Consider the following 22569-nt stretch of genomic DNA (forward strand, 5'->3'; position numbering starts at 1 on the left):
GTCGAAAAAATCTAGGGTGCATGGGGTTCCGCCGTTTCGTGGACCACCAGCATGTCCTCGTCCAGCTCACCGTCCGGGAAGAAGCAGGCAAACTGCTGGTCCGCCGGAGGCAGCCAGCCAGCCTCCAGCGCCTGTGCCGCGGCCGAAGCCGGAACAGCTTCCAGCGGCGGTTCGAGCGTGAGGCATTTCTCCTGCTTCGCCGCGGGAAGCGCCGCGAAGACGGGGCAGCGGGTTGCGAAGTTGCAGCCCTTGGGCGCATCGAGGGGCGAGGGGAGGTCGCCCTGGAGGATGATGCGCTCCCGGGTGCGCTCCAGCTGGGGATCCGGGACCGGAATGGCGGACAGCAGCGCCCGCGTGTACGGATGGCGGGGGTTGTCAAAGACGCGGTCCACCTCGCCGATCTCCACGATCTTGCCCAGGTACATGACGGCCACCCGGTTGGAGATGTGCCGGACCACGGAGAGGTCGTGGGCAACCATCAGGTAGCTGAGGCCCAACTCGGCGCGCAGTTGGTCCAGCAGGTTGATGACGCCAGCCTGGACGGAGACGTCCAGAGCGGATACGGGCTCGTCGAGGACCACAAGCTTCGGGTTCACGGCCAGGGCGCGGGCTATGCCCACACGCTGCCGCTGGCCGCCGGAAAACTGGTTGGGGAACCGGTTGACGTGGTCGGGCTGCAGCCCCACCAGCTTCATCAGCTCCATGATCCGCTTCTTGATGGCCCGCTTGTCCAAGCCCGCGTTCTGGAGCGGTTCGGCCAGGACCTCATAGACCGTGAACCGCGGATCCAGGGCCCCGGTAGGATCCTGGAACACCATCTGCAGTTCGCGGCGCATGGCGCTCTTGGCCTTGCCGGTGGTGGCTTCCTTATTGCTGAGGCCGCCGATCACCACCTCGCCGTCCTGATCCTTGTGGAACTCCATGATTTCCAGGAGCGTGGTGGTTTTTCCGGAGCCGGACTCCCCCACGATGGAGAAACACTCGCCCTCGCGGATATCAAAGCTCAGGCCATCCACGGCCTTGACGGTGCCGATGCGCCGCTTCAGCAGGGCACCCTTGGTGAGCGGGAAGTGCTTGCGCACGTCCTTGAGTTCCAGCACCGTTGCCCGTTCCGCACGGGGAATGGCATCGAAGCGGGACACGGGCACCGGTGGTGCCGAGAAGATTTCCAGGACGTCGGTGTCCCCACCCAAGGCATCGGATTTGATGCAGGCAGCTTTGTGTCCGGCGTGGCCCGCAGCAGGGAGCAGTTCCGGTTCCCCGGCCCTGCAGGCATCTGTGACCAGCGGACACCGAGGGGCGAACGAGCAGCCGGTGGGCGTGTGGATGAGGTTGGGCGGGATGCCCTCGATAGGGACCAGCGACGTCTTCTCGGCCACGTCCACCCGCGGCACGGCCCCGAGGAGGCCCATGGTGTAAGGCATCCTCGGGTCGTAGTAGATATCATCCACCTGCCCGGTCTCGACGGGCCGGCCGGCATACATCACCATGATGTCGTCGGCGATGCCCGCCACCACACCCAGATCGTGGGTGATCATCACGACGGCGGCACCCGTCTCCTCCTGCGCCGTATGAAGCACCTCCAGCACCTGGGCCTGGATGGTGACGTCCAGCGCCGTCGTCGGCTCATCCGCGATCAGCACCCGGGGGTTGTTGGCGATCGCGATGGCGATCATCACGCGCTGGCGCATGCCGCCGGAGAACTCGTGCGGGAAGGCTTTGAGCCTGTCCTTGGGGCTCGGGATCCCCACCATGGCCAAAAGTTCGACGGCGCGGGCTTCTTTGGCCTGTTTGCTCATCGTCGGGCTGTGGATGGTGAGGGCCTCGATGATCTGGGTGCCCACCGTAAAGACCGGAGTCAGGGAGGAGAGCGGATCCTGGAACACCATGGCGATGTCATTGCCGCGGTAGGCGCACATCGCCTTGTCGCTGAGGCCCAGCAGTTCCTTGCCCATCAGCCGCACGGACCCGGCGATTTGAGCCGTGGGAGGCAGGAGGCCCATGATGGCCAGCGACGTGACGGATTTACCAGAACCGGATTCGCCCACGATCCCCAGGGTCTTGCCCGGCATCAGGTCGAAGTCGACGCCGCGGACCGCGTGCACCACCCCGTTCTCGGAGTTGAACCGGACGTTCAGGTCCCGAACCGACAGGACAGCGTCCGACGGCGAATACAGGCCGGCGACCTGGAGGCGTTCGGCGGCGGATTGTGTGGGATCGGCCGGTTCGAGGTACGTTTCGCTGCTCATTTCGCCGGCTCCTTGACGCTGTTCTTCGCGTTGTCCTTGGGGGTCCTGTTCTTCGTGGCCTTGCCGACGGAACTGGAGCTGGGGTCGAAGGCGTCCCGCAGGCCGTCGTTCATCATGGCAAGGGAGCCTGTCAGCAGGAACATCACCGTCAGCGGGACCCAGAACATCCAGGGGAAGGTCTGGACCTGGGACGTAGCGCCGCCGATCAATACTCCCAGGCTTACATCGGGGACCTTGATGCCTATGCCGATGAAGGAAAACGCAACTTCGGCCAGGATGGCACCTGTGACACCGCGGGTGATGTCCAGGACCAGCAAGGAGCCGATGTTGGGAACCAGGTGGCGCCACACGATCCTGCGGGGCGGGACGCCCATGTACTGGGCGGCCTTGACGAAGTCCCGCTGCATCAGCGACATGGACAGGGACCGGATAAGCCGGGCGGTACCCATCCAGCTGAAGACCAGGAGCACGATGATCAGGAGGAGCCAGCTGGGCAGGTTCTTTTTCAACCCATCCCCTCCGCCGCTCGTGGCCACCGCCACCACCAGCAGGGCAGGCATCATGATGAGCGCCTCAAGGACAAAGAGCATCACCTTGTCCACTTTTCCGCCAAAGTAGGCCATCGTGCAGCCGTAGACGGCGGCGACCAGGACGGACACCAGCCCAACAATCAAGCCAATCATGATGGAGATGCGGGTGCCCTCCACAGTCATGGCGTAGAGGTCGATTCCGGCCTGGGACGTGCCCAGGAAGTGGTCCCCGGAGGGTGGCATGCCAATGTTGAAGGGATCGATGGTCTCCTTGTCCCAGGGTGTGAAGTACCCGCCGACGAAGGAGAAGAGCGTGAGGCCAAGGAAAATGACGAGGCCTGCCACGGCGGTCCGGTTCCGCATGAAGCGCCGGAAGATGATGGTGGATTTGCCGATGACCGCGTCGGCACTTTCCAGGTGAGCGTCCTGCGCGACTGCTGCCGGGTCGACGGCGTTGAGGTTGGTCACGGCTACTGCACCCTCACTCTCGGGTCAACAAGCGTGGTGGCGAAGTCCGCCAGGATGGCGCCGAGGGCGAAAATGACTGAGCCATAGGCAAGCGTTGCCGTGGCGGCGTTTACGTCCTGGAGGGAGATGGCGTCGATGCTCCAGGAGCCGACGCCCGGCCAAGCGAAGATTTTCTCGGCGAAGAAGCCGCCCGCGAAGATGGCCGGGATAGTGAAGGCAATGCTCTGCGCGACTGGGATGAAGGAGACCCGGAGGGCGTGCCGTGAGATGGCCTGGTTGCGGGTCAGGCCCTTGGCGCGGGCCGTGCGGACGAAGTCGGCGTTGACGTTATCCAGCAGGTATTGCCGCTGGGCGATCTGGTACGAGCCCCACCCCACGAGCGTGATGGCGACGGTGGGCACCGCGTAGTGGGCCACCATGTCCACGAACTGCGCCCAGCCCTGTTCCATGCCTGGCGTCGAGATGCCGGTGACGAAGAAGATCCGCTTACCGACAGTTTCGTTGATGTTGATCGCACCGAGCTGAACGAGGAAGTAGGCAATGGGCGCCGGCACGATGTAGGCAAGGTAGCTGTACGAGGTGATGACGCGATCTTGGAACTTGTACTGGCGGGCCGCCGAGTACACACCGAGGGCGACGCCGATCACGAGCGTCAGGACGATGGAGGCGAGGAAGAGCCGTGTGGAGATCCACACGCGATCGCCGAACTCGGCGTTGATGTACGCGCCGTTGGGACTGCGGCCCCAGTCCCAGCGGGTCACGATACCCGTCAGCCACTCAACGTAACGCTCCCAGGGGCTAAGGTCCGGGTCCAGGCCCTTGAGGCGCATGGAGTTGGCGACCTGCTCTGGAGTGGGGCGCGGGATTCTTTCCTGCTCCAGCAGCGCGGGTTTGAGGGAGCTGACCGCAAGGAAATACCCGGCCGAAGTGGTCAGGAAGATCATAAAAACATAGGTGATTCCGCGCTTGGCGAGGTACCGGAGCATGTGCCAGCTACTTCTGTATCGCCGCTACCGGTTGCTCGACCTGTTGCATCAGGGAACTCCGGCGCGCTGGCTCCGGGGCGTTGGCCGTAACTGCTATCACGAGCTAGATCCTTCCGTCGTCCCCGGCCAGGCAGGGGATGCGCCGCCACTTCCGGGTTCCTCACCAGCGGGTAGCTGGCTTCCCGCAGCCGTTGCCGGCTTGGTCCTGGTGGACTATGTTGCGGGTCACATTCCACAGGAAATTACCACACAGATCCTGTCAAAAAGCGACCAAACGGACGGGAATGCCCCACGCCGTATCGAATCGTTATGAATAATTCAGTGGAACTGATTTGACAGACGCATCAATCGGGCCGGGCGGGTTACGCCCCACGCACTACACGGGTGACGAGCTCACGCCAGGACTCGGCGAGCCGCTCGGGCTCAATGCCATGGACCCGGACCGCGTGCAACAGCCGCTCCGGGTCCAGCGTGGCACTGAGGGCCATGGCCATCAGGCGGGGGTCCGCGTCCATGCCCTCCTCACGGAGGAGCAGTTCGATGTGCCTGTGCCAGAGGACGGCGGCCGGGACGTCGAAGCGGTTGTAGGCGGATTCATCGGCAGCGCGGGCAAGCTCCCCGTATTCCAGCACATAGGCGATGCGGGCCGAACCGAAGGCTATGAGCCGCTCCAGGCCGGGGGCGCCGGGACCCAGGGGCGGCGGCCCGAACATAAAGCGGGCCTGGAATTCAGCTTCGGCGTCACTGAGAAGCGTCATCATCAGGCCGGCCCTGCTGCCGAACCGGCGGAACACGGTTCCCTTGCCCACGCCGGCGCGCTCGGCCAGCCTGTCCATGGTGAGTCCGTCCGCACCGCATTCATCGATGAGTTCGCGGGCGGCTCCCAGCAGGCGCTCACGGTTCCGGGCAGCGTCGCTGCGCTCGGCGACCGGTCCGGACAACGATCCGGGACGCAATGGGATGAAGCTCACATCCCACATTCTAGACCCCGGGAATATTATCCGGACCGTAGTCCGTTTAGATCGTGAAGGCCCCAACAGCCTGAGTTTTCCAGCCAGCCTGCGGACCCGCCGCAGCCCCGACCCAGGAGTCCCCATGTCAAAGAGCACCGTCCTTACCCTCGTCGGCAGCCTCCGCGCCGAATCCACCAACCAGAAGCTCGCCGAGGCCATCCGGCTGAACGCACCCGAGCAGGTTGACGTGGTCATCCACGACAGCCTCGGCAACATTCCGTTCTACAACGAGGACATCGACGTCGAAGGCCAGGTTCCCGCCGCAGCTGCAGCCCTGCGCGCCGCCGCCAACGAAGCCGACACCCTCCTGCTGGTCACGCCCGAGCACAACGGAACCGTGCCGGCATCGCTCAAGAATGCCATCGACTGGCTGTCCCGCCCGTTCGGTGCCGGTGCCCTGGCAGGCAAGCCCACCGCCGTCGTCGGTACCGCCTTTGGCCAGTTCGGCGGGGTATGGGCCCAGGATGAGGCACGCAAGGCTGTCGGCATCGCCGGCGCACAGGTGCTTGAGGACGTCAAGCTGGCAGTTCCCGGTTCGATGGTCCGCTTCGCAGAACTGCACCCGAAGGATGACGCCGAGGTTGTCGAGCAGATCAAGGGTGTTTTTGATGCCCTCGCCGCTGCACGCCCCGCCGCCTAAGCCCCACAGATACCAAATGCCCCGGCTACCGCAAGGTATCCGGGGCATTCGTTATGGCTCCGTGAATCGCCGGGCCAAAGGGGCCTCCGGCGTGACCAACTCTTGTCCCAACCGGTACCGGAGCGGCATTCCCTGGCCTGCGTGGCGGCCGTAACGTTAAATGCACGGAAATGTACCGGACGGAATTGCGGTGCGGGATGGCGAGCAGGCGTAGTGCCACGAAACGGGCGGCGGCAGCGGCAGTGGCCCTGGTGCTTCCGCTGTGGCTGGGGTCCTGCGCTGCCGTGGCCGAAATACCCGCCGGCACGGCTGCCAGCGAACAGGCTGTCCCGCCTGCGGAACCCCTGACCCCGGTTCCCCAGCCCCAGGCCGCACCACCCGCCGGGTCCTTGGGGGCTGACAGCCCGGCGGCGAGTCCGGTACCTTCCGGGGACACACCCGACAGCGCGCCGGCGGATGGTACTGCGATCCAGACGGGCGAACCACCACCAGCAGCCGCAGCTCCCGGCTCCGGCACAGGGGCCGGCAGCGCCGGTAACCCGGGGCAGGCCCAGACCGGGGTAGCGGGAACGGCACCTGCTGCGGAACCGCAGCCCGCCCAGACCCGCAGTCCCGACGAGCCGCCTATCGGCAATGCCGCCGGAGCGCAGTCCGTCACGGCGTACTACGTCCTCCTGGACGACGGCGGCAGCAGCGGTGTGCGCTTCGGCTGCAACGACAGCCTGGTGGGCGTCAAGCGTTCCCACACGGAATCCGCCGAACCCCTGCCGGCGGCCATCACCGCCCTGCTGGACGGATCAGAGCCGCCGATAGCCGATGTCTACAACTCGCTCTCCGGCTCTACCCTGGACTTCCTGTCCGGAAGCTTTGACGGCACCACCGTCACGGTTTACCTGGCAGGCACCATACGTCCGGGCGGAGTATGCGACATTCCGCGGATTGAGGCCCAGCTGACCCAGACCGCGGTATCGGCGGTGGGCGCCATCCGGGCCGAGATCTACGTCAATGGCGCAGGACTCGCCGAGGCCCTGAGCGTTAAGTAGGCCCCCGCTTATCCCCCGAACAGGGCGTCCATGGCGGCGTGGCTGCGTGCCCCGGCAAGCTCGGACCAGTTGCCGTCGCCCAGCACCTCCTCGGCCACCCGGGAGACCGTTGCATATGCCGCCTTGGCGGTATTGCCGCCGATGCTGATCCGCTGCACACCGGCGTCGTGCAGTTCACCTACGGAGGGCGCACCGACGCCTGCTAGTGCGTTCAGCGGCGCGTCGATCCGGCGGGACAGCTCATGGAGCACGTGCAGGTCGGTTACCCCCGGCACAAAAATCCCGCTTGCGCCGGCCGCAAGATAGGCTTCGGCCCTCGTCAAGGTCTCTTCGAAGGCCAGCTCCGGATAATCCCCGGACAGGTATGTGTCAGTGCGGGCATTGATGAAGAGGTCGACGCCGGCGGCGGACGCGGTCTCCCGGACCAGGTCCAGACGGCGGCACTGCTCGCTGGTGCCCGTGAGGGGGCCGTCTCCGGAGTCCTCGAAGTTGATGCCTACGGCCCCTGCCTCCAGCACTGCCAGGACGGTGTTGCGCAGCTTCTTATCGTCGAAGCCGTCGCCACTGCCGGCATAGCCCGTTTCGATGTCAGCCGTGACTGGAAGCGAAGTGGCCGCAACGATCCTCGCCAGTGCGGACATGGCCAACCCGGCCGGAAGCCTGTTGCCGTCCGGGAAACCCATGCTCCAGGAAATGGCGGAGCTGGAGGTGGCAATCGCCGTGGCACCGGCTTCTTCCACGAGCCGGGCGGAGGCCGCGTCCCAGACATTGACCAGGAGCAGCGGCGCCCCGGAACGGTGGAGGGACCTGAATGCTGCGGCTAGCTGCGTGGACTGCGGGGGCGTCATCATGGGTCTATTCCAGCCCGTCCGCCCCTTCACGTAAAGCTGCCGGCACGCCGATGTGCTTCAGTGATCAACAAGTGTTGCCTTATCAGCAACTGTCGGCTGTATCCTGAGGGTGTGACCCACGAAACACTTGATGCCGCAGCAGGGCTGCTGCCAGCAGAAGCCATTGACGCTATCGAACGCGCGGCCACGTCCGCACACCGCCACGAGGACCTGTTCTCGGAGCGCGCCGCCAATATCAGGCAATCCGCCGTACGCGACGTTTTCGACATCTCCATGAGGCCCGGACTGGTCTCGCTCGCCGGAGGAAGTCCCTACCTGCAGTCCCTCCCGCTGGAGCGGCTGGCCCAGACAGCTGCCACCATCATCGCCGACGACGGCCTCACCGCCCTGCAATATGGCGGCGGCCAAGGAACGGAAGAGCTGCGTGCGCAGATTTGCGAGGTGATGGCGGCCGAAGGCATTCTCGATGCCGTGCCCGAGAACGTGGTGATCACGGCGGGCTCGCAGTCTGCCCAGGACGTGGCCACCAAGGTGTTCTGCAATCCAGGCGACGTGGTGCTGGTGGAGAATCCCACGTACGTCGGCGCATTGAACACCTTCGAGGCCTACCAGGTCCAGGTGGAAACCGTGGAGATGGACGACGACGGGCTGGTCCCCGAACTGCTGGAGGCCAGGATTGCAGCACTCCAGACCGCGGGGAAGAACGTCAAGTTCCTCTACACCATCCCGAACTTCAACAACCCCTCCGGTATCACGCTCGCGCAGGACCGCAGGCAAAAGATCGTCGATATATGCCGAAACGCGAATATTTTGGTATTGGAAGACAATCCATACGGCCTCCTGCGGTTCGATGGGAAACCCCTGGCCCCGCTGCGCGCGGCCAACCCGGCCGACGTCATCTACATGGGCTCCTTCTCCAAAATCTTCGCGCCGGGCCTTCGCATTGGGTGGGCCCTTGTTCCGGAGCACTTGCAGCGCCGCTACTACCTCGCGTCGGAAGCGGTCACCCTGTGCCCGCCGACGCTCAACCAGATGCTGGTGTCCGCGTACCTCCGCGACTACGACTGGAAGGGCCAGATCGAGACCTACCGCGGACTCTACGCTGAGCGGTGCCACGCGATGCTGGCCGCGCTTGAGGAGTACATGCCCGTCGGCGCAAGCTGGACCAGCCCTGAGGGCGGCTTCTTCGTCTGGGTGACCCTACCTGAAGGGGTGGACACTTATCCCCTCTTGAAGAAGGCCATCGATGCCGGTGTGGTTTTTATCCCCGGCGCTGCCTTCTCGCCCTCGGACGAACCGTCCAACAAGCTGCGGCTGGCGTTTAGCGCCGTGCCTCCCGAGGCCATCACCGAAGGTGTCCGGCGTTTGGCCCCTGTACTGCGGGAAGCCATCACCGGGCTGTAGCCTTGCCACACTGGATCAGGCCACTTACCAAAGCGAAGGAGCAAAGATGAGCGGAATTATTGTTGTTGGGGTAGACGGCAGCGGAACGGCCAAGAAGGCCGCCGAGGCCGCGAGGGACCTGGCGGCCGCCGTGGGTGCGTCACTTCATGTCGTCTCAGCGTTCGACAGTGACCGCACCGAGGTATTCGGCAGCGGCAGCGATCAATGGATCGTCTCTGATGCTGATGGCGCGGAGCACGTGGCCAAGACGGTGGCGGACTCCCTCACCGGCGAGGTCAAGGTGACGTATTCCGCCGCCCGCGGCAAGCCTGCGGAGGCACTCATCAAGGAAGCCGAACGTCTCAGTGCCCGGATGATCGTGGTGGGCAACCGGCGGATGCGCGGCATTGGCCGGGTTCTGGGCAGCGTGGCCAACAGCGTGGCCCACAACGCCACGTGCGATGTCTACATCGCCAACACCTACGACGCCGACTGACCCGCCAGCACTGAATCGCGGCACTGCGCACCGCCTGTACCGGGCGGTGCGTGGTGTCGCTTCTCACCCCAGAACGCCATTTTCGTTGCGTGACCAACGATAAAATTGGAGTGCCCCCGAAGGAGCGGACAACAACCAGCCGCACAACCAAAGGGGCCCCCTTGATCACACTCCAGCGCCGTCAGCTCGTTGGCCACGATATCCTCCTCGCCAGGCACGGCAACCACATCTGCTCCATGCGGGTGGACCGCGGCAACGGCAGGGTAGTGGCACTGCTGGACGACGGTTCCGTGGACAGTGCCCCCAACCTCATCTCCCCCGGACTGCAGCTGCCGGAAACCTTTGAAAGTGTCCTGCGCGAGGACTGGAAGTTCTTCGCAGCACTCTCAGCGATTGCAACCGCCGTCGGAGGCCTCATGATGGCAGCTGCCTGGACACTTGGAGGCCCGGCAATGGGCGCTGAGGCCACCCAGATCATGTCCACGTACGCATCCTTCTAGGGGGCGTGCTGCCGGTTCGGCCGACAGGATGCCAGCCGGCGTCGGCTAGGCCAGCCAGCCCTGGAGCAGCCACCAGAAGCCCGACATCGCCAGCCCGCCAACGAGCGCCCCGGCCACCACCTGGCCCGCCGTATGGGCGCGCAGCACCACACGGGACCAGCCGACTGCGGGAATCAGTACCAGCAGCGGCAGCCAGGCCGGACCCAGCATCATCACAGTGATAACGGCCGACGACGATATGGCCGCGGCGTGTCCGCTGATCTTCCAGAAGGGACTCACCGCCCCAGTCACCACAATGCCGCCCACAATGGTCAAAACCATCACCACAACGCTTGGCGGCGCGCCGACAGCAATGAGCACCAGCAGCCCTGCCACCACCGAGGCCAGGGCCATCAGCAACACCGGCGCCCTCTGCTCGCGGTTGCTGACATGGTGGTCCGTGACCTTGCCCAGCCGCACGAGGCCCAACAGCAGCAGCACTGGCAGGACGCAGACGAACAGCGCAGCAAGGGCCCCGTAGCCAATGGTTCCCGGGAATCCAGGCTCGGTGAGGGGGCTGATCAGCAGCTGAAGCGTGACTACCACCGGCGGCTGGAAAACCTCCGTCAGCCATCGTGCTGACCGGTTTTGGGCGCGGAGGGCTGAATCAGTCAAAGTGCCTCGTCTTCCGATCTTCCGGGCTTGGTCGCCTACGGGGCCTGTGTCTGTGGGGTGAACCTAGTCCAGCAGGAGCGCCGGCTCCTCAAGGATGGCTGCGACGTCAGCCATAAAGCGGGCAGACAGGTCACCGTCCACCACGCGGTGGTCGAACGAACCGCCCAGGGTGGTGATCCAGCGCGGGATCACTTCCCCGTCCAGGACCCAAGGCTTCTGCTTGATGGTTCCGAAGGCGACGATCGCCACCTCTCCGGGGTTAATGATGGGCGTCCCGGTATCGATTCCCAGCGCGCCGATATTGGTGATGGTGAGCGTGCCGCCCTGCATTTCGGCGGGTTGGGTCTTGCCGGCCCGGGCCGTCGTGGCCAGGTTGTTCAGCGCCAGTGCAAGTTCCTTCAGTGAGAGATCCTGGGCATCCTTGATGTTGGGCACCATCAGGCCACGGGGCGTGGCAGCTGCAATGCCCAGGTTCATGTAGTGCTTGACGTGGATCTCGGCGGAGTCGGTGCCATCGGCGTTATCCACCCACGTGGCGTTGACGCTCGGGTTCCGGGCGGCCGCCCAGATGACGGCCTTGGCCAGGATCAGCAGCGGTGAGACCTTGATTCCTTCGAAGTCACGCGAGGCCTTCAGCCGCTTCACGAACTCCATGGTGCGGCTGGCATCCACGTCCACGAAGATGCTGACGTGGGGTGCGGCAAAGGCGGACTCCACCATGGCCTTCGCGGTCGCCTTCCGGACGCCCTTGACGGGAACACGCTCAATCCGCTGGTCCTGCGGCTTATTGGCCTTGCCCCAGAATCCGTCGGCCTTGTCCAACTCGGCGTCGCGCTGGGCCTGGTAGCTCACCAGATCCTCACGCGTGACCTCGCCGCGGGAGCCCGTAGCCACAACGTCCGCCAGGTCGATTCCCAGGTCGCGGGCAATCTTGCGCACGGGAGGCTTGGCCAGGACCCGGTTCACCAGGCCGGTGATCGTGTCACCGAGGGTGGGCCGGTCATCCACAGCCGGGGTCTCGACAGGCTTGGCCGCCGGGACCCGGGCAACAACAGGCGCAACCTCCGGGACCGGGGCTGACCCGGCAGCCACGGCAGGCGCGGTTTTGCGCGCGCGGCGCTTGACGGCGTCGGCCTTGGGACCGGATCCCACCAGCGGACCGCCGGCCAGGGCACTGTCCGTTGTGCCGGCGTCGGACGCTGGGAGCTTACCGTACAGGGGCTGGACCGGAGTGGCGGGAGCCGGGACATCGGCCGGAGTGGGGTCGCCGGATACAGCGTCAGTGACACTGATGATGGCGGTTCCGACTTCGATGGTGATCCCCTCAGGGACCAGCAGCTCGGTGACTGTCCCGGCGAAAGGTGACGGCAACTCCACCAAGGACTTAGCCGTTTCAATCTCGCACAGGACGTCATTGATGGCGACGGTGTCGCCCGGCTTGACCTTCCAGGAGACGATTTCCGCCTCGGTGAGGCCTTCGCCCACGTCGGGAAGGTTGAACTTGTTCACAGTCATGATGTCCTCGGTTTCGAAAAGCTCAAGTCCGCGCTCCGGGCCAGGAGACGGGGCGGCAAGTCTGAGTGGGGATAGGCGGACCGGGCTAGTAGGCCAGGGCCCGGTCCAGCGCCTCAAGGATCCTGTCGATGTCCGGAAGGTAGTCTTCCTCGACCTTGGCGACCGGGTACGGCATGTGGAACCCGCCAACACGGATGACGGGGGCTTCGAGGGACAGGAAGGCGCGTTCGCTGATCCTGGCCGCGATTTCGCCGCCGATGCCGCCGAAGGTGGGTGCCTCGTGGGCAACCACCAGGCGTCCGGTCTTCTTCACCGACGCCTCCACCGTGTCGAAATCGATCGGTGAGATGGAGCGGAGGTCGATAACTTCCACGCTGCGCCCGTCCTCGGCCGCGGCGTTCGCGGCGGCCAGTGCGACGGGCACCAGGGGGCCGTACGCCACGATGGTGGCATCCGTCCCCTCCCGGAGTACGTGTGCCTTGAAGGGATCCTCCGCTTCGCCGGCGGCCTCAGTGTCCACCTCGCCCTTGAGCCAGTAGCGGCGCTTGGGCTCAAAGACGATGACGGGATCTTGGCATTCGACCGCCTGCTGGATCATCCAGTACGCGTCATGCGGGTTGGACGGGGTGATGATGCGCAGCCCTGCGGTGTGCGCGAACAAGGCCTCGGGGGACTCGGAGTGGTGCTCTACCGAACCGATACCGCCGCCGTACGGGATGCGGATGACTACGGGCACCGTAAGGTTGCCGTTGCTGCGGGCATGCATCTTGGCCAGCTGGGTGGTGATCTGGTTAAAGCCTGGGAACACAAACCCGTCGAACTGGATCTCGCAGATGGGGCTGTAGCCCCGCAGGGCAAGGCCAATTGCCGTGCCGATGATGCCGGATTCCGCCAGCGGTGTATCCACCACGCGGTCGGGGCCGAACTCCGCGATCAGCCCGTCGGTAACGCGGTAGACGCCGCCGAGGGGACCGATGTCCTCGCCCATCAGCAGGGACTTGGGGTTGTTGGTCAGGGCTGAGCGCAGGCCTTCGTTGATGGCCTTGGCGATTGTCATGGTGGTCATCAGTGGCCTGCCTCTGTTTCTGCCTGTCCGGCGGGTTCCTCGCCGGCAAACCCTGCGCTGTACTCCTCGAACCAGGCAAGCTCCTCCGCAACCAGCGGGTGGGCTTCGACGTAGGTGTTCGCGAAGGCCGTACGGATGTCAGGGGTCTCAAGGTCGTGGGTAGTTCGCCGGACGTAGGCCGCAAGGTCGTCGCCGTCAGCCTTCACCTTGGCAAAGAAGGCGTCGTCTGCCATGCCCTCAGCCCGCAGGTACTTTTCCAGCCGGAGCAGGGGATCCTTGGCCCGCCACGCATCTTCCTCCGCCGACAGCCGGTACTTGGTGGGGTCATCAGCAGTGGTGTGGGCACCGACGCGGTAGGTGAAAGCCTCGATCAGCACCGGCCCCTTGCCTTGGCGCGCATGGTCAAGGGCCCACTCGGTGACCGCGTGCACGGCAATGACGTCGTTGCCATCCACGCGGATGCCGGGGAACCCGTAGCCCTTGGCCCGGTGGGAGAGCGGAATGCGGGTCTGCACAGTGCTGGGCACGGAAATGGCCCAGTGATTGTTCTGGCAGAAGAAGACCACCGGAGCGTTGTAGGAGGCGGCGAACACCATGGATTCGTGGACGTCGCCTTCGGAGCTGGCGCCGTCGCCGAAGTAGGCCATGACCGCTGCCTGCGGTTCCGTACCCACGGGGTCCGAAGCCGCAGCGGACTTCTGGTCCCGCTGGATGCCCATGGCGTAACCCACGGCGTGGAGCGTCTGGGCGGCAAGGACCAGAGTGTAGAGGTGGAAGTTGGTGTCCTTGGGGTTCCACCCGCCGTTGGACACCCCACGGAACTGGCGCAGCAGTTCGGCGAGGTCGACGTCGCGGGTGAGGGCAACGCCGTGCTCGCGGTAAGTGGGGAAGATGTAGTCCTGGGGCTTGCTGGCACGGCCGGAGCCAATCTGCGCAGCTTCCTGGCCGGTCAACGGAACCCAGAGGGCAAGCTGACCCTGGCGCTGCAGGGCCGTGGCCTCCACGTCAAAGCGGCGGATTGCGGCCATGTCGGCGTACAGCCCGCGCAGCTTCTCCGGATCGAGCTTCTCGGCGTACTGGCCATAGACGGGATCAGTGCCAAGCTTTCCGTCTGGTCCCAGCAACTGGACCATCGGCGCCGGGGGCTCGCCCATGGCAGCCTCGGCATCAGCCTCAAGCTGGTCGTCTACCGCTGTTCCGTCGAACTCGGTGGAGGGCAAATGTGTGGCGCCCATACCGTCTCCTTGCTTGCCGCATGCGGATGCGTTGCAATGTCGCTGGGATATATGCCGCTGGAGGAATGCATTCCGCAGCGGGCATATATATTGGCTTACTGATCCTAACTTTATCTTCAGTAGGTAGCGCGCGGGCTACATGTTAAGCGCTAGGAACGGCGTGGCGGCTTTGTATAGTCTGCACACAACCGCAGGAAACGGGTGTTCGCTTCCACCTCGCCAATACTCACCCGGACACCCTCGGTACCGAAAGCCCGGACCGAGAGGGCCTGGGCCCCCGCCAGTTCGGCAAATTCCGTACTGTTGGCACCCAGATCAAGCCAGACGAAATTGCCCTGCGCCTCGGGGACGAACCAGCCCAGTTCGCGCAGTTCAGCCGTAACCCGGTCCCGTTCATCCACGATGCTTTGTACCCTTTCTACAACCTGGGGGTAGTTCTGCAGCGAGACAATTGCTGCCTGCTCGGCGATTTGGGACACCGCAAAGGGTGTGGCTGCGACGCGGAGGTGCTGCGTGAGCCCCGGATTCGACACACTGTAACCCACCCGCAGCCCTGCGAGGCCGTGGGCCTTGGAGAAGGTCCGGAGGACCACCACGTTGGGGTACTTGCGGTACATGGCGATGCCGTCAACTGCGTCCTCGGCCCGCACGAACTCCTGGTAGGCCTCATCGATGACCAACACGACGTCGGACGGGATGGCCTGGATGAAGCGCTCTGTTTCCGAGGTGGTCAGAACGGGACCGGTGGGGTTGTTGGGGGTGCACAGGAGGATTACCTTGGTCCGGACGGTGACCGCCGCCGCCATGGCCTCGAGGTCGTGGCGCCCGTCCGCGGTCAGGGGAATGCGGACGCTTTCCGCCCCCGACAGGCCAACGCTGATGGGATACGCCTCGAAAGAGCGCCAGGCATAGATCACTTCGTCCGCCTTGCCGTCGTCGTTCTGGCCGGCGAAGGTGGTCAGCAACTGGTTGAGGGCGCCGAGGCTTCCCGCCCCGGTGACGATGTCCTCCGCCGGGACGTCGAGGAACTCGGCGAGCGCCGCGCGGAGCTTGCTGCTGAGGGGGTCCGGATAGCGGTTGAAGTCGGTCTGGCGTGCGATGGCCTCCACAACGGCGGGCAGCGGGGGCAGCGGGTTCTCGTTGGAGGACAGTTTGTAGCTGGCCAGTCCATCAACAGCGACGGGTGGCTTGCCGGCTGCGTAGCGGGGAAGCCGGCCCACCACTGGACGCGGCTTGATTCCCCCTGCAAGGGTCTCTGGTGAGGTCATGCCAACTAGCCTACTTCTCCCCTGCCCTGGTGTTCGGGCGGTGTGACAGCATGGGCACATGCGCTCTTTCATCATGCGGGTCCTGATCAACGGCTTGGCTCTCTGGATTGCCAGTTGGATCCTGCCAGGCCTGGATATTTCCACTGCCGCCACCACGAACGCCGTTGCCGAAACCGGTGTCACCCAGGGCACGGATGCCATCGGGGTCACCCTGGCCTATCTTTTCGTCGGCCTGATTTTCGGCGTTGTCAACGCGTTCGTCCGGCCGCTGGTCAGCTTCCTCTCATTGCCCATCACCATCCTCACGCTGGGCCTTTTCACCATCGTCATTAATGCAGCCATGCTGTATCTGACGTCCTGGATCAGCGGATACACGCCGGTGCGTTTCACCATCGATTCCTTCTTCTGGACTGCGGTTCTCGCGGCAATCATCATCAGTGTCATCTCGGTGGTGGCAGGGCGGCTCCCCGGCGCACGGCGGCGCTGAAGGACAGCTCACCGCGCCCGATCTATTTCAGACGGACGCGGAGGGGGCATTGGTTTCGGTACAGCCGCGAGCGGCAGTTCGGGTGGCTTCGAACGGGTCAGTGCGAAGCGGGTAGCCGTTGCCGTGCCACCGACTCCAAGCACACCTCCGAGGACGGCGGTTGAGGCCACAAGGGAAGGATCATCGCTCACGGCAACGAGCCGGGCGCCTTCCTGGTAGTTAGTGAGCTTATGGCCTGGACCCAACCCGGGGTCCTCACCATCGGCGGTTCGGACGTCGTTGGTCAGCGTCACGGTGACACGATTGCGGGTGTCAGGACTGGCAGCGCCATCGGATCCGGGCACCCAGTCCTGCCTATGCTCCAGATGCAGGGTGCTGATGGCTGGGTCCGGTTCAATGCTGCCCACTGGAGACCCTGCCGTCAGCACGTACTTGACGTCGTACTCGGCACGGAACTGCGCATCGGCCGCCATGTTCATGGCATGGATCCCGCCTTGGCTGTAGCCGACGGTGACCACGGACCCCCCCTGTTCCGCACCGGCGGCCCGCAGTGCCTTCAACACGGCCGCATTGACCTCGGCAGAGCCGTAACCCAGCCCCTCCGCGATGCCGGCTTCGTCGAAAGGATTGTCGCCGCCCATCTCCCCGCCTGCGGGCTGCGTGCCGGGAACAATGACCACGAAGGCTTTCTGACCGCCGTTATCCACTTTGAGGACCTCGATGTAGCCGTCTCCCCGTTCATCAATGAGCCGTGCGCGTTCCAGCAGGCCTGCCGGTGATGCGTCCAGCTCCACGGGATAGGACTCCACCTCGCGGGCAGCAACAGGGCGTGGCTCCAACATGCGGGGACGAAGTTCGGCCAAGCTCCTGATCATGGGGGTGGCGGCCTCTACGTGCGCGGCGGCCGAGGCATCGGCCGCAATCTTTCCAGCCAGATATGCCTGCGGCCCGTACATGAGGCCGAGTAAGGCCGGGATATTTCCCAATGCAAGCTCAGCGGCGTCCCTATTGAAGGAACCTGTCAACTCGGCATCCCGGATCTGTTTCAGGCAAGTCCCCAGCCCCGTCAAAGCGTGCTCCCGCCTGAAAGACATCACTGCCTCGGCCACTTCGTAGTCTCTCTTGCAGTCGCGTACCTGCTGGCTGATGTGCTGCAGCTCCGTCCGGACTGCCTGGATGCTCCACTGGGCCTCCCCGATGTCCATCAGGGCAGCCGTGCCGGTGGGGCGCGATTCATTCCCGTAAAGGCAGAGGTCTTCCCAGATGCGGCGAACCTCCACTTCCACGGCAGCCAACTCCTGCGCGGCTGCGTCAAGCTTCTCAGCGCCCCCGGCAAGTTCCTCCAGCTGAAAACTGATGCCGCCCAAGCCCCCGCGGATCTCCAGGGGACCGTCCACTGCCGGTCCGGTCAGCTGGATGGGTCCGCCGCTGCCGGACGGGGTTACCTCTGCCATCAGAAGTTCCCCGCCGGGCTGCCGGCCAAGGCTCCCACCGCCTGGGCGTGGTGCCTCACGGATGCCACTGCGTCCTCGAGCCTCCCACGCGCCCTGCCCAGCGACACCTCCTGGAGTGCGACTGAATTCCGGTATGCCCGGCCCGCCGGTGACTGCCAGTCCAGGAGCTGGATCTCGCGGAAACTCGCGAGGACCTTTTCCACCCGCCCAAGGCACGCGTCTACCCGGGCCGCCAACACCTGAACCTCGTAGCTGCGGGACGTGCATGCCGCCATGTCGGCTGCCGCCACATCACTGCCCATGTCCAAATCCTCCTGCAGGTCGGGATGCCTGATCCCTTAGCCGCCGCTGTCTGGACCTGACGCTACGGAACGGCGCCCGGCCACGGAAGCACCGCCGTCGGCTATGTGGACAAGTCACACCCAGCAGCCGCTTAAGCGGGGGGTGGGCAGTTCGTGAAAGAATCAGCACATGCCTGAAACTGCCGCCACAGCTGATACCCGCACGCCCTCCGGACGCCTGGCCCTTGCCGCGTCACCGGACCAGATCGCCCTGGGCCCGCTGGACGGCCGCTACCAGTCCGCCGTCGCACCCCTTGTTGACTACCTGTCCGAGGCGGCCCTCAACCGCGACCGTGTGGCCGTCGAAGTCGAATGGCTCATTCACCTGACCAGCAACAACGTTCTTCCCGGCGCCGGCCCGCTCACAGCGGAACAGCAGGAGAAGCTCCGCGGCATCGTCACTGAATTCGATTCCGCGTCGGTCTCCGAACTCGCCGAAATCGAGGCCGTCACCGTCCACGACGTGAAGGCCGTGGAGTACTACATCGGCCGCCGCCTGCCCGCCATCGGCATCGAGCACCTCACCGCCATGGTCCACTTCGGCTGCACCTCAGAAGACATCAACAACCTCTCCTACGCACTGGGCGTCAAGGGTGCTGTGGAGGACGTGTGGCTGCCTGCCGCCCGTGCCCTTGTGGCGCAGATCAGCAAGATGGCCGAGGACAACCGCGCAGTTCCCATGCTGTCCCGCACGCACGGCCAGCCCGCCACACCCACCACGCTGGGCAAGGAACTTGCTGTCATCGCGCACCGGTTGACCCGCCAGTTGGACCGCATCGCCAAGACCGAATACCTCGGCAAGATCAACGGCGCCACCGGCACCTACGCAGCCCACGTGGCTTCAGTTCCCGAAGCCGACTGGCAGCAGGTTTCCAAGTCCTTCGTGGAGGGGCTGGGCCTGACCTGGAACCCGCTGACCACCCAGATTGAAAGCCACGACTGGCAGGCGGAGCTGTACGCCGACGTCGCGCGCTTCAACCGGATTCTGCACAACGTCTGCACGGACATTTGGAGCTACATCTCCATCGGTTACTTTGCCCAGATCCCCGTGGCCGGCGCCACCGGATCCTCGACGATGCCGCACAAGGTCAACCCGATCCGGTTCGAAAACGCCGAGGCCAACCTCGAAATTTCCTCGGGCCTCCTGGACGTGCTGGGCTCCACGCTGGTCACGTCCCGCTGGCAGCGCGACCTCACGGACTCCTCCAGCCAGCGCAACATCGGCGTGGCATTCGGCCACTCCCTGCTGGCCATCTCCAACGTCGCCAAGGGCCTGGACCGGCTCGACGTAGCCGAAGACGTCCTCGCCGGTGACCTGGACACCAACTGGGAAGTCCTGGGCGAGGCCATCCAAATGGTCATGCGGGCCGAGGCGATTGCCGGCGTCGAAGGGATGGAAAACCCGTACGAGCGCCTGAAGGACCTCACCCGCGGACAGCGTGTGGATGCCGCGCGGATGCAGGAATTCGTCCAGAGCCTGGGCCTCTCCGCCGAGGCCGAGGCGCGCCTGCTCGCGCTGACGCCCGGCAAGTACACCGGCATCGCGGACCAGTTGGTGGACCACCTCAAGTAGGACGGCCTAACAGCCAATAGAAGTACGACGGCGCCGGGCTCCTCGAGGGCCCGGCGCCTTCGTTCGTTCCCGCCCAGTTGCTGGTCCCGGCTTCGCGCGTGTCGCAGTGACACGCCGTGTCTTGCCGCCCTGTGGCATCAGGAACCGGGAAGGAACGAACGACGCCGGACGGTCACGCAGGCGCCCCGGTCTTGCCGCAAGATGCGAAACTGGGAGCATGAAGTTGCTGCTCATCCGCCACGGACAGACCCCCGGTAACGTACTCGGCCAGCTGGACACGGCCCATCCGGGGCCTGGGCTGACGGAGCTGGGAAAGCGGCAGGCAGAGGCCATGGCCCGGTCACTCGCCGATGAACCGATCGCGGCCCTCTACGCCTCAACACTGCTCCGCACCCAGATCACGGCGGCACCCCTGGCACGCCTGCATGGCCTCGACGTCGAGGTGCTGGACGGGCTCCACGAGATTGAGGCCGGTGCTCTTGAGAAACTGACCGACCACGAATCACACATGCGGTACATGAGCACGGTGTTCGCGTGGGCAGCCGGTGACCTCGGCCGCCGCATGCCGGCCGGTCCGGACGGTCATGAATTCTTCGAAAGGTACGACGCCGCCATCACCCGGATTGCCCAGCGCGCCGCCAGCAACGGGAATTCTGCCGCTGCTGCCGTGGTCAGCCACGGCGCCGCCATCCGTACTTGGGCGGGCCTCCGCGCTGCGGACGCCGACCATGAGTTCGCGGCCCGCCATGTCTTGTCCAATACAGGCATCGTGGCGTTGGAAGGTGATCCGGACGCAGGCTGGAAGCTCATACATTGGGACGGGAGCCCGGTGGGTGGCCTTGGCCTGGCCGATCCCACCGCCGAGGATCCCACCGGCGGGACCGCCTAGGCGTCAGTCCGCTGACGCGGGCTTCCCGAAGCGGACCTGGCGCGCCGCGCACAAGGACACCAGGTTCGCATACCGCGGGCGCCCGCGGGGAATGAGGCGGGAGGCCAGGGCCGAAGCTTCGGCGGCTGTCGGCCTGTCGGCTGCGTCCATGGCAGTGGCGGCGGCCAGCAACTCGTGCCACCCGCGGCCCAGGCTGTGGGGGATCTCGGGGCTGCGCAGGGTACGGGCCACGAGCGATTCCAGGGGTGTCCCGGGAAAGGCTTTTGTACCGGTCAGCAACTCAAGCAGGACAAGCCCGAGCGCGTAGACATCCCAGGACGGCTGGGATGCCTCCCCTGCTGCCTGCTCCGGACTCATGTAATGCGCCGTTCCGGAGGAAATGCCCGGCTCGGGCAGGGTCCCGGCGCGGGCGGCAATGCCAAAATCTACTATCTTCACGAGGGTACGCCGTAGCCCGCTCAGCATCAGGTTTGCAGGTTTGATGTCGCGATGGACCAAGCCCCGCGCATGGAGGTGGCTGACTCCGTCGAAGAGGTCCACGGCCCACGCGGCGACGTCTGTCCAGCTGGGGTCCGCGACCCTCAGCCTTTCCGAAAGGCTGGTGCCAAAAGCAAGTTCCTCGACAATGAATGGCCTCCCCGCCTGCGGGGAGCCGTCAGGCACAAGTCCCTCCGCCACGAAGCCGATAATGGCGGGGTGGTCCAACCCGGCCAATATCCTGGCCTCATTGTGGATCCTTGCCTGCTGCTTGGTAGTGGAATCCGCAGCGATCTTGACCGCAACGTCGCGTCCGCCGGCAAGGTCCACTGCGCGGTATACCTCGGCCAGCGAGCCCCGGCCCAGCCGCTCACGAAGCTGGTAGCGGCCGAGGAGGAGGCCCCCGGCGGCCGCCTGTCCCCCATTGCGGGGAGCTTGAACCGGGATGGCCAGGGCTGTCATGGCCTTGAAGCAGAAACGGGATGGCTGGCCAGTGAACTTTCAAAGAACGGTCCGGCGCCCCAGGCATCCAACTGGAAGCCGCAACTGCAGCGCCATACGGGCGGCAGGCGCACAGGCTCGGCAGGAGGTTCGAAGCTGTAGCCGGTCGCCAGCAGCCCCGTTGTCGGCGTCCCCAGTTCCATCAGGCTTCCGCAATGGACCGGAGCGTCCGGGCCCTCGGCGGGATATTCGTCTTCGCAAAGCATGGATTCCGGTTCGCAAACTCCGGCAATACTTACCAACGCACACGCCTCCTTCACACTCACAACCCCAGGACTGATCGTAAGCATACATATAACTAGTCAGGCTAGCTAATCTCAGGGGCCGTGTCCTCGTGAACAGCGGAGGTCATACTGTTGAGGAACTGCACCACAATGCGGGCCTCCTCTGCGCTCAGGCCTTCGGCAACAGACATCATTCGGCGATGCATGGCCCCGAGCGTGAGCCTCACCTCCTGATCCGATTCCGTGGTGGGGACGACGATCACCGAACGGCGGTCCGACGGGTGCGCCTTGCGGCGGACATGGCCGCTTGCAACCAACCGATCGATGAGCGAGGTGGTGGAAGCGCTGGTGATGCCCAGAATCCGGCTCAGATCCTTTGGCACCACGGTCTCGCCGGAAGCCTGCGCCCGCAGGAGGAAGCGGAGGGCGAGGATGTCAGTTTCGCCCATGCCCATCGAATTCCGGGTTGACCGTCGAACGGACTGTTCCGCCGCCCGGTAATCCCGCAGGGCTTTCAGGACGGCCGCCCCGGAGTCGAGTTGACCATCCGGGCCGTACCAGTAGCCGGATCCGTCAGTTTGTGCGCCCATTCCACAATCCTAGACGGGCTGGTATCTAGCCAAGCTTGCGATCCGGCAGGTGGCCCGGCAGGCGGCGGGCTTGCGGGTGCATGGTGCCGAGGAACAGTAGTCGCATGATGCCGGGGAACAGCACTGGACTGCATGA

General features: G+C 65.0%; 22 protein-coding genes. 8 read left to right on the plus strand and 14 right to left on the minus strand.

Annotated elements, in window-relative coordinates; all coding sequences use genetic code 11:
• Nucleotides 1–11: 11 nt before the first annotated feature.
• The 4 genes from ACLKOZ_RS10190 to ACLKOZ_RS10205 all read right to left on the minus strand — a co-directional run bounded on the left by ACLKOZ_RS10190 (nt 12) and on the right by ACLKOZ_RS10205 (nt 5204).
• Complete coding sequence (locus ACLKOZ_RS10190; RefSeq protein ID WP_436474830.1) at nt 12–2249, minus strand: dipeptide ABC transporter ATP-binding protein; 2238 nt, start codon at nt 2247–2249, stop codon at nt 12–14.
• Complete coding sequence (locus ACLKOZ_RS10195; protein ID WP_436474832.1) at nt 2246–3247, minus strand: ABC transporter permease; 1002 nt, start codon at nt 3245–3247, stop codon at nt 2246–2248. Before ACLKOZ_RS10195 ends, ACLKOZ_RS10190 begins: the two co-directional genes overlap by 4 nt.
• A gap of 2 nt (nt 3248–3249) precedes the next feature.
• A complete protein-coding gene (locus tag ACLKOZ_RS10200) occupies nt 3250–4233 on the minus strand; it encodes an ABC transporter permease (protein WP_436474834.1) in 984 nt (327 codons plus the stop codon).
• A 362-nt stretch (nt 4234–4595) separates the two neighbouring features.
• Complete coding sequence (locus tag ACLKOZ_RS10205; protein WP_436474836.1) at nt 4596–5204, minus strand: TetR/AcrR family transcriptional regulator; 609 nt, start codon at nt 5202–5204, stop codon at nt 4596–4598.
• Between the two features lie 124 nt (nt 5205–5328).
• Here ACLKOZ_RS10205 and ACLKOZ_RS10210 point away from each other — a divergent pair, with 124 nt between their 5' ends.
• Nucleotides 5329–5886 (plus strand): NAD(P)H-dependent oxidoreductase, encoded by a 558-nt coding sequence (locus ACLKOZ_RS10210; protein WP_337348687.1) that lies wholly within the window; start codon nt 5329–5331, stop codon nt 5884–5886.
• A gap of 197 nt (nt 5887–6083) precedes the next feature.
• Nucleotides 6084–6929, plus strand: a complete 846-nt coding sequence (locus tag ACLKOZ_RS10215; RefSeq protein ID WP_436474839.1) for a GerMN domain-containing protein — start codon at nt 6084–6086, stop codon at nt 6927–6929.
• 8 nt (nt 6930–6937) lie between these two features.
• Here ACLKOZ_RS10215 and ACLKOZ_RS10220 read toward each other — a convergent pair whose 3' ends face one another.
• Complete coding sequence (locus ACLKOZ_RS10220; protein WP_436474841.1) at nt 6938–7780, minus strand: isocitrate lyase/PEP mutase family protein; 843 nt, start codon at nt 7778–7780, stop codon at nt 6938–6940.
• Nucleotides 7781–7891: 111 nt separating this feature from the next.
• On the opposite strand from ACLKOZ_RS10220, the gene ACLKOZ_RS10225 reads away from it, so the two are divergent.
• From ACLKOZ_RS10225 to ACLKOZ_RS10235, 3 genes are all read left to right on the plus strand, one after another.
• Complete coding sequence (locus tag ACLKOZ_RS10225; protein WP_436474843.1) at nt 7892–9184, plus strand: PLP-dependent aminotransferase family protein; 1293 nt, start codon at nt 7892–7894, stop codon at nt 9182–9184.
• Nucleotides 9185–9230: 46 nt separating this feature from the next.
• A complete protein-coding gene (locus ACLKOZ_RS10230; RefSeq protein ID WP_337348683.1) occupies nt 9231–9659 on the plus strand; it encodes a universal stress protein in 429 nt (142 codons plus the stop codon).
• A 161-nt stretch (nt 9660–9820) separates the two neighbouring features.
• Nucleotides 9821–10159, plus strand: a complete 339-nt coding sequence (locus ACLKOZ_RS10235; RefSeq protein ID WP_436474845.1) for a hypothetical protein — start codon at nt 9821–9823, stop codon at nt 10157–10159.
• A gap of 45 nt (nt 10160–10204) precedes the next feature.
• Here the strand turns inward: ACLKOZ_RS10235 and ACLKOZ_RS10240 are convergent, their stop codons facing one another.
• The 5 genes from ACLKOZ_RS10240 to ACLKOZ_RS10260 all read right to left on the minus strand — a co-directional run bounded on the left by ACLKOZ_RS10240 (nt 10205) and on the right by ACLKOZ_RS10260 (nt 15897).
• Nucleotides 10205–10813 carry a phosphatase PAP2 family protein gene (locus ACLKOZ_RS10240; RefSeq protein ID WP_436474847.1) on the minus strand — a complete coding sequence of 203 codons (609 nt, stop codon included), beginning with the start codon at nt 10811–10813 and terminating at the stop codon, nt 10205–10207.
• A gap of 63 nt (nt 10814–10876) precedes the next feature.
• Nucleotides 10877–12328, minus strand: a complete 1452-nt coding sequence (locus ACLKOZ_RS10245) for a dihydrolipoamide acetyltransferase family protein (protein WP_436474849.1) — start codon at nt 12326–12328, stop codon at nt 10877–10879.
• Nucleotides 12329–12413: 85 nt separating this feature from the next.
• On the minus strand, nt 12414–13394 hold the full coding sequence (locus ACLKOZ_RS10250) for an alpha-ketoacid dehydrogenase subunit beta (RefSeq protein ID WP_337348679.1): 981 nt from the start codon (nt 13392–13394) through the stop codon (nt 12414–12416).
• Nucleotides 13394–14629 carry a pyruvate dehydrogenase (acetyl-transferring) E1 component subunit alpha gene (gene pdhA, locus ACLKOZ_RS10255; protein WP_436474851.1) on the minus strand — a complete coding sequence of 412 codons (1236 nt, stop codon included), beginning with the start codon at nt 14627–14629 and terminating at the stop codon, nt 13394–13396. Before pdhA ends, ACLKOZ_RS10250 begins: the two co-directional genes overlap by 1 nt.
• Nucleotides 14630–14778: 149 nt before the next feature.
• Nucleotides 14779–15897 (minus strand): histidinol-phosphate transaminase, encoded by a 1119-nt coding sequence (locus tag ACLKOZ_RS10260; RefSeq protein ID WP_436474853.1) that lies wholly within the window; start codon nt 15895–15897, stop codon nt 14779–14781.
• Nucleotides 15898–15955: 58 nt separating this feature from the next.
• Between ACLKOZ_RS10260 and ACLKOZ_RS10265 the strand changes: the two genes are divergently transcribed.
• Nucleotides 15956–16384 carry a phage holin family protein gene (locus ACLKOZ_RS10265; protein WP_337348676.1) on the plus strand — a complete coding sequence of 143 codons (429 nt, stop codon included), beginning with the start codon at nt 15956–15958 and terminating at the stop codon, nt 16382–16384.
• Between the two features lie 8 nt (nt 16385–16392).
• Here the strand turns inward: ACLKOZ_RS10265 and ACLKOZ_RS10270 are convergent, their stop codons facing one another.
• Entirely contained in the window at nt 16393–17838 is a 1446-nt protein-coding gene (locus tag ACLKOZ_RS10270) for a hypothetical protein (protein ID WP_436474855.1), read from the minus strand.
• Entirely contained in the window at nt 17838–18140 is a 303-nt protein-coding gene (locus ACLKOZ_RS10275) for a hypothetical protein (protein ID WP_436474857.1), read from the minus strand. Before ACLKOZ_RS10275 ends, ACLKOZ_RS10270 begins: the two co-directional genes overlap by 1 nt.
• A 169-nt stretch (nt 18141–18309) precedes the next feature.
• On the opposite strand from ACLKOZ_RS10275, the gene purB reads away from it, so the two are divergent.
• Complete coding sequence (purB, locus tag ACLKOZ_RS10280; protein ID WP_436474859.1) at nt 18310–19752, plus strand: adenylosuccinate lyase; 1443 nt, start codon at nt 18310–18312, stop codon at nt 19750–19752.
• Between the two features lie 217 nt (nt 19753–19969).
• Nucleotides 19970–20641: a histidine phosphatase family protein gene (locus tag ACLKOZ_RS10285; protein WP_436474861.1), complete on the plus strand. Its 672-nt coding sequence runs from the start codon at nt 19970–19972 to the stop codon at nt 20639–20641.
• A gap of 3 nt (nt 20642–20644) precedes the next feature.
• On the opposite strand, the gene ACLKOZ_RS10290 is transcribed toward ACLKOZ_RS10285, so the two are convergent.
• Both ACLKOZ_RS10290 and ACLKOZ_RS10295 read right to left on the minus strand, forming a co-directional pair.
• Nucleotides 20645–21580 carry a serine/threonine-protein kinase gene (locus ACLKOZ_RS10290; RefSeq protein ID WP_436474863.1) on the minus strand — a complete coding sequence of 312 codons (936 nt, stop codon included), beginning with the start codon at nt 21578–21580 and terminating at the stop codon, nt 20645–20647.
• A 346-nt stretch (nt 21581–21926) separates the two neighbouring features.
• On the minus strand, nt 21927–22433 hold the full coding sequence (locus tag ACLKOZ_RS10295) for a MarR family winged helix-turn-helix transcriptional regulator (protein WP_436474865.1): 507 nt from the start codon (nt 22431–22433) through the stop codon (nt 21927–21929).
• Nucleotides 22434–22569: the final 136 nt, after the last annotated feature.

The organism is Arthrobacter sp. R4, assembly GCF_051365025.1.
GTDB lineage: Bacteria > Actinomycetota > Actinomycetes > Actinomycetales > Micrococcaceae > Arthrobacter.

Excerpts from the sequence above, each read along its gene's own strand:
- ACLKOZ_RS10190 (WP_436474830.1), bottom strand. The coding sequence starts at position 2,249 with ATGAGCAGCGAAACGTACCTCGAACCGGCCGATCCCACACAATCCGCC.
- ACLKOZ_RS10200 (WP_436474834.1), bottom strand. The coding sequence starts at position 4,233 with ATGCTCCGGTACCTCGCCAAGCGCGGAATCACCTATGTTTTTATGATC.
- ACLKOZ_RS10210 (WP_337348687.1), top strand. The coding sequence starts at position 5,329 with ATGTCAAAGAGCACCGTCCTTACCCTCGTCGGCAGCCTCCGCGCCGAA.
- ACLKOZ_RS10215 (WP_436474839.1), top strand. The coding sequence starts at position 6,084 with ATGGCGAGCAGGCGTAGTGCCACGAAACGGGCGGCGGCAGCGGCAGTG.
- ACLKOZ_RS10220 (WP_436474841.1), bottom strand. The coding sequence starts at position 7,780 with ATGATGACGCCCCCGCAGTCCACGCAGCTAGCCGCAGCATTCAGGTCC.
- ACLKOZ_RS10230 (WP_337348683.1), top strand. The coding sequence starts at position 9,231 with ATGAGCGGAATTATTGTTGTTGGGGTAGACGGCAGCGGAACGGCCAAG.
- ACLKOZ_RS10245 (WP_436474849.1), bottom strand. The coding sequence starts at position 12,328 with ATGACTGTGAACAAGTTCAACCTTCCCGACGTGGGCGAAGGCCTCACC.
- ACLKOZ_RS10250 (WP_337348679.1), bottom strand. The coding sequence starts at position 13,394 with ATGACCACCATGACAATCGCCAAGGCCATCAACGAAGGCCTGCGCTCA.
- pdhA (WP_436474851.1), bottom strand. The coding sequence starts at position 14,629 with ATGGGCGCCACACATTTGCCCTCCACCGAGTTCGACGGAACAGCGGTA.
- ACLKOZ_RS10260 (WP_436474853.1), bottom strand. The coding sequence starts at position 15,897 with ATGACCTCACCAGAGACCCTTGCAGGGGGAATCAAGCCGCGTCCAGTG.
- ACLKOZ_RS10265 (WP_337348676.1), top strand. The coding sequence starts at position 15,956 with ATGCGCTCTTTCATCATGCGGGTCCTGATCAACGGCTTGGCTCTCTGG.
- ACLKOZ_RS10270 (WP_436474855.1), bottom strand. The coding sequence starts at position 17,838 with ATGGCAGAGGTAACCCCGTCCGGCAGCGGCGGACCCATCCAGCTGACC.
- ACLKOZ_RS10275 (WP_436474857.1), bottom strand. The coding sequence starts at position 18,140 with ATGGGCAGTGATGTGGCGGCAGCCGACATGGCGGCATGCACGTCCCGC.
- purB (WP_436474859.1), top strand. The coding sequence starts at position 18,310 with ATGCCTGAAACTGCCGCCACAGCTGATACCCGCACGCCCTCCGGACGC.
- ACLKOZ_RS10285 (WP_436474861.1), top strand. The coding sequence starts at position 19,970 with ATGAAGTTGCTGCTCATCCGCCACGGACAGACCCCCGGTAACGTACTC.
- ACLKOZ_RS10290 (WP_436474863.1), bottom strand. The coding sequence starts at position 21,580 with ATGACAGCCCTGGCCATCCCGGTTCAAGCTCCCCGCAATGGGGGACAG.
- ACLKOZ_RS10295 (WP_436474865.1), bottom strand. The coding sequence starts at position 22,433 with ATGGGCGCACAAACTGACGGATCCGGCTACTGGTACGGCCCGGATGGT.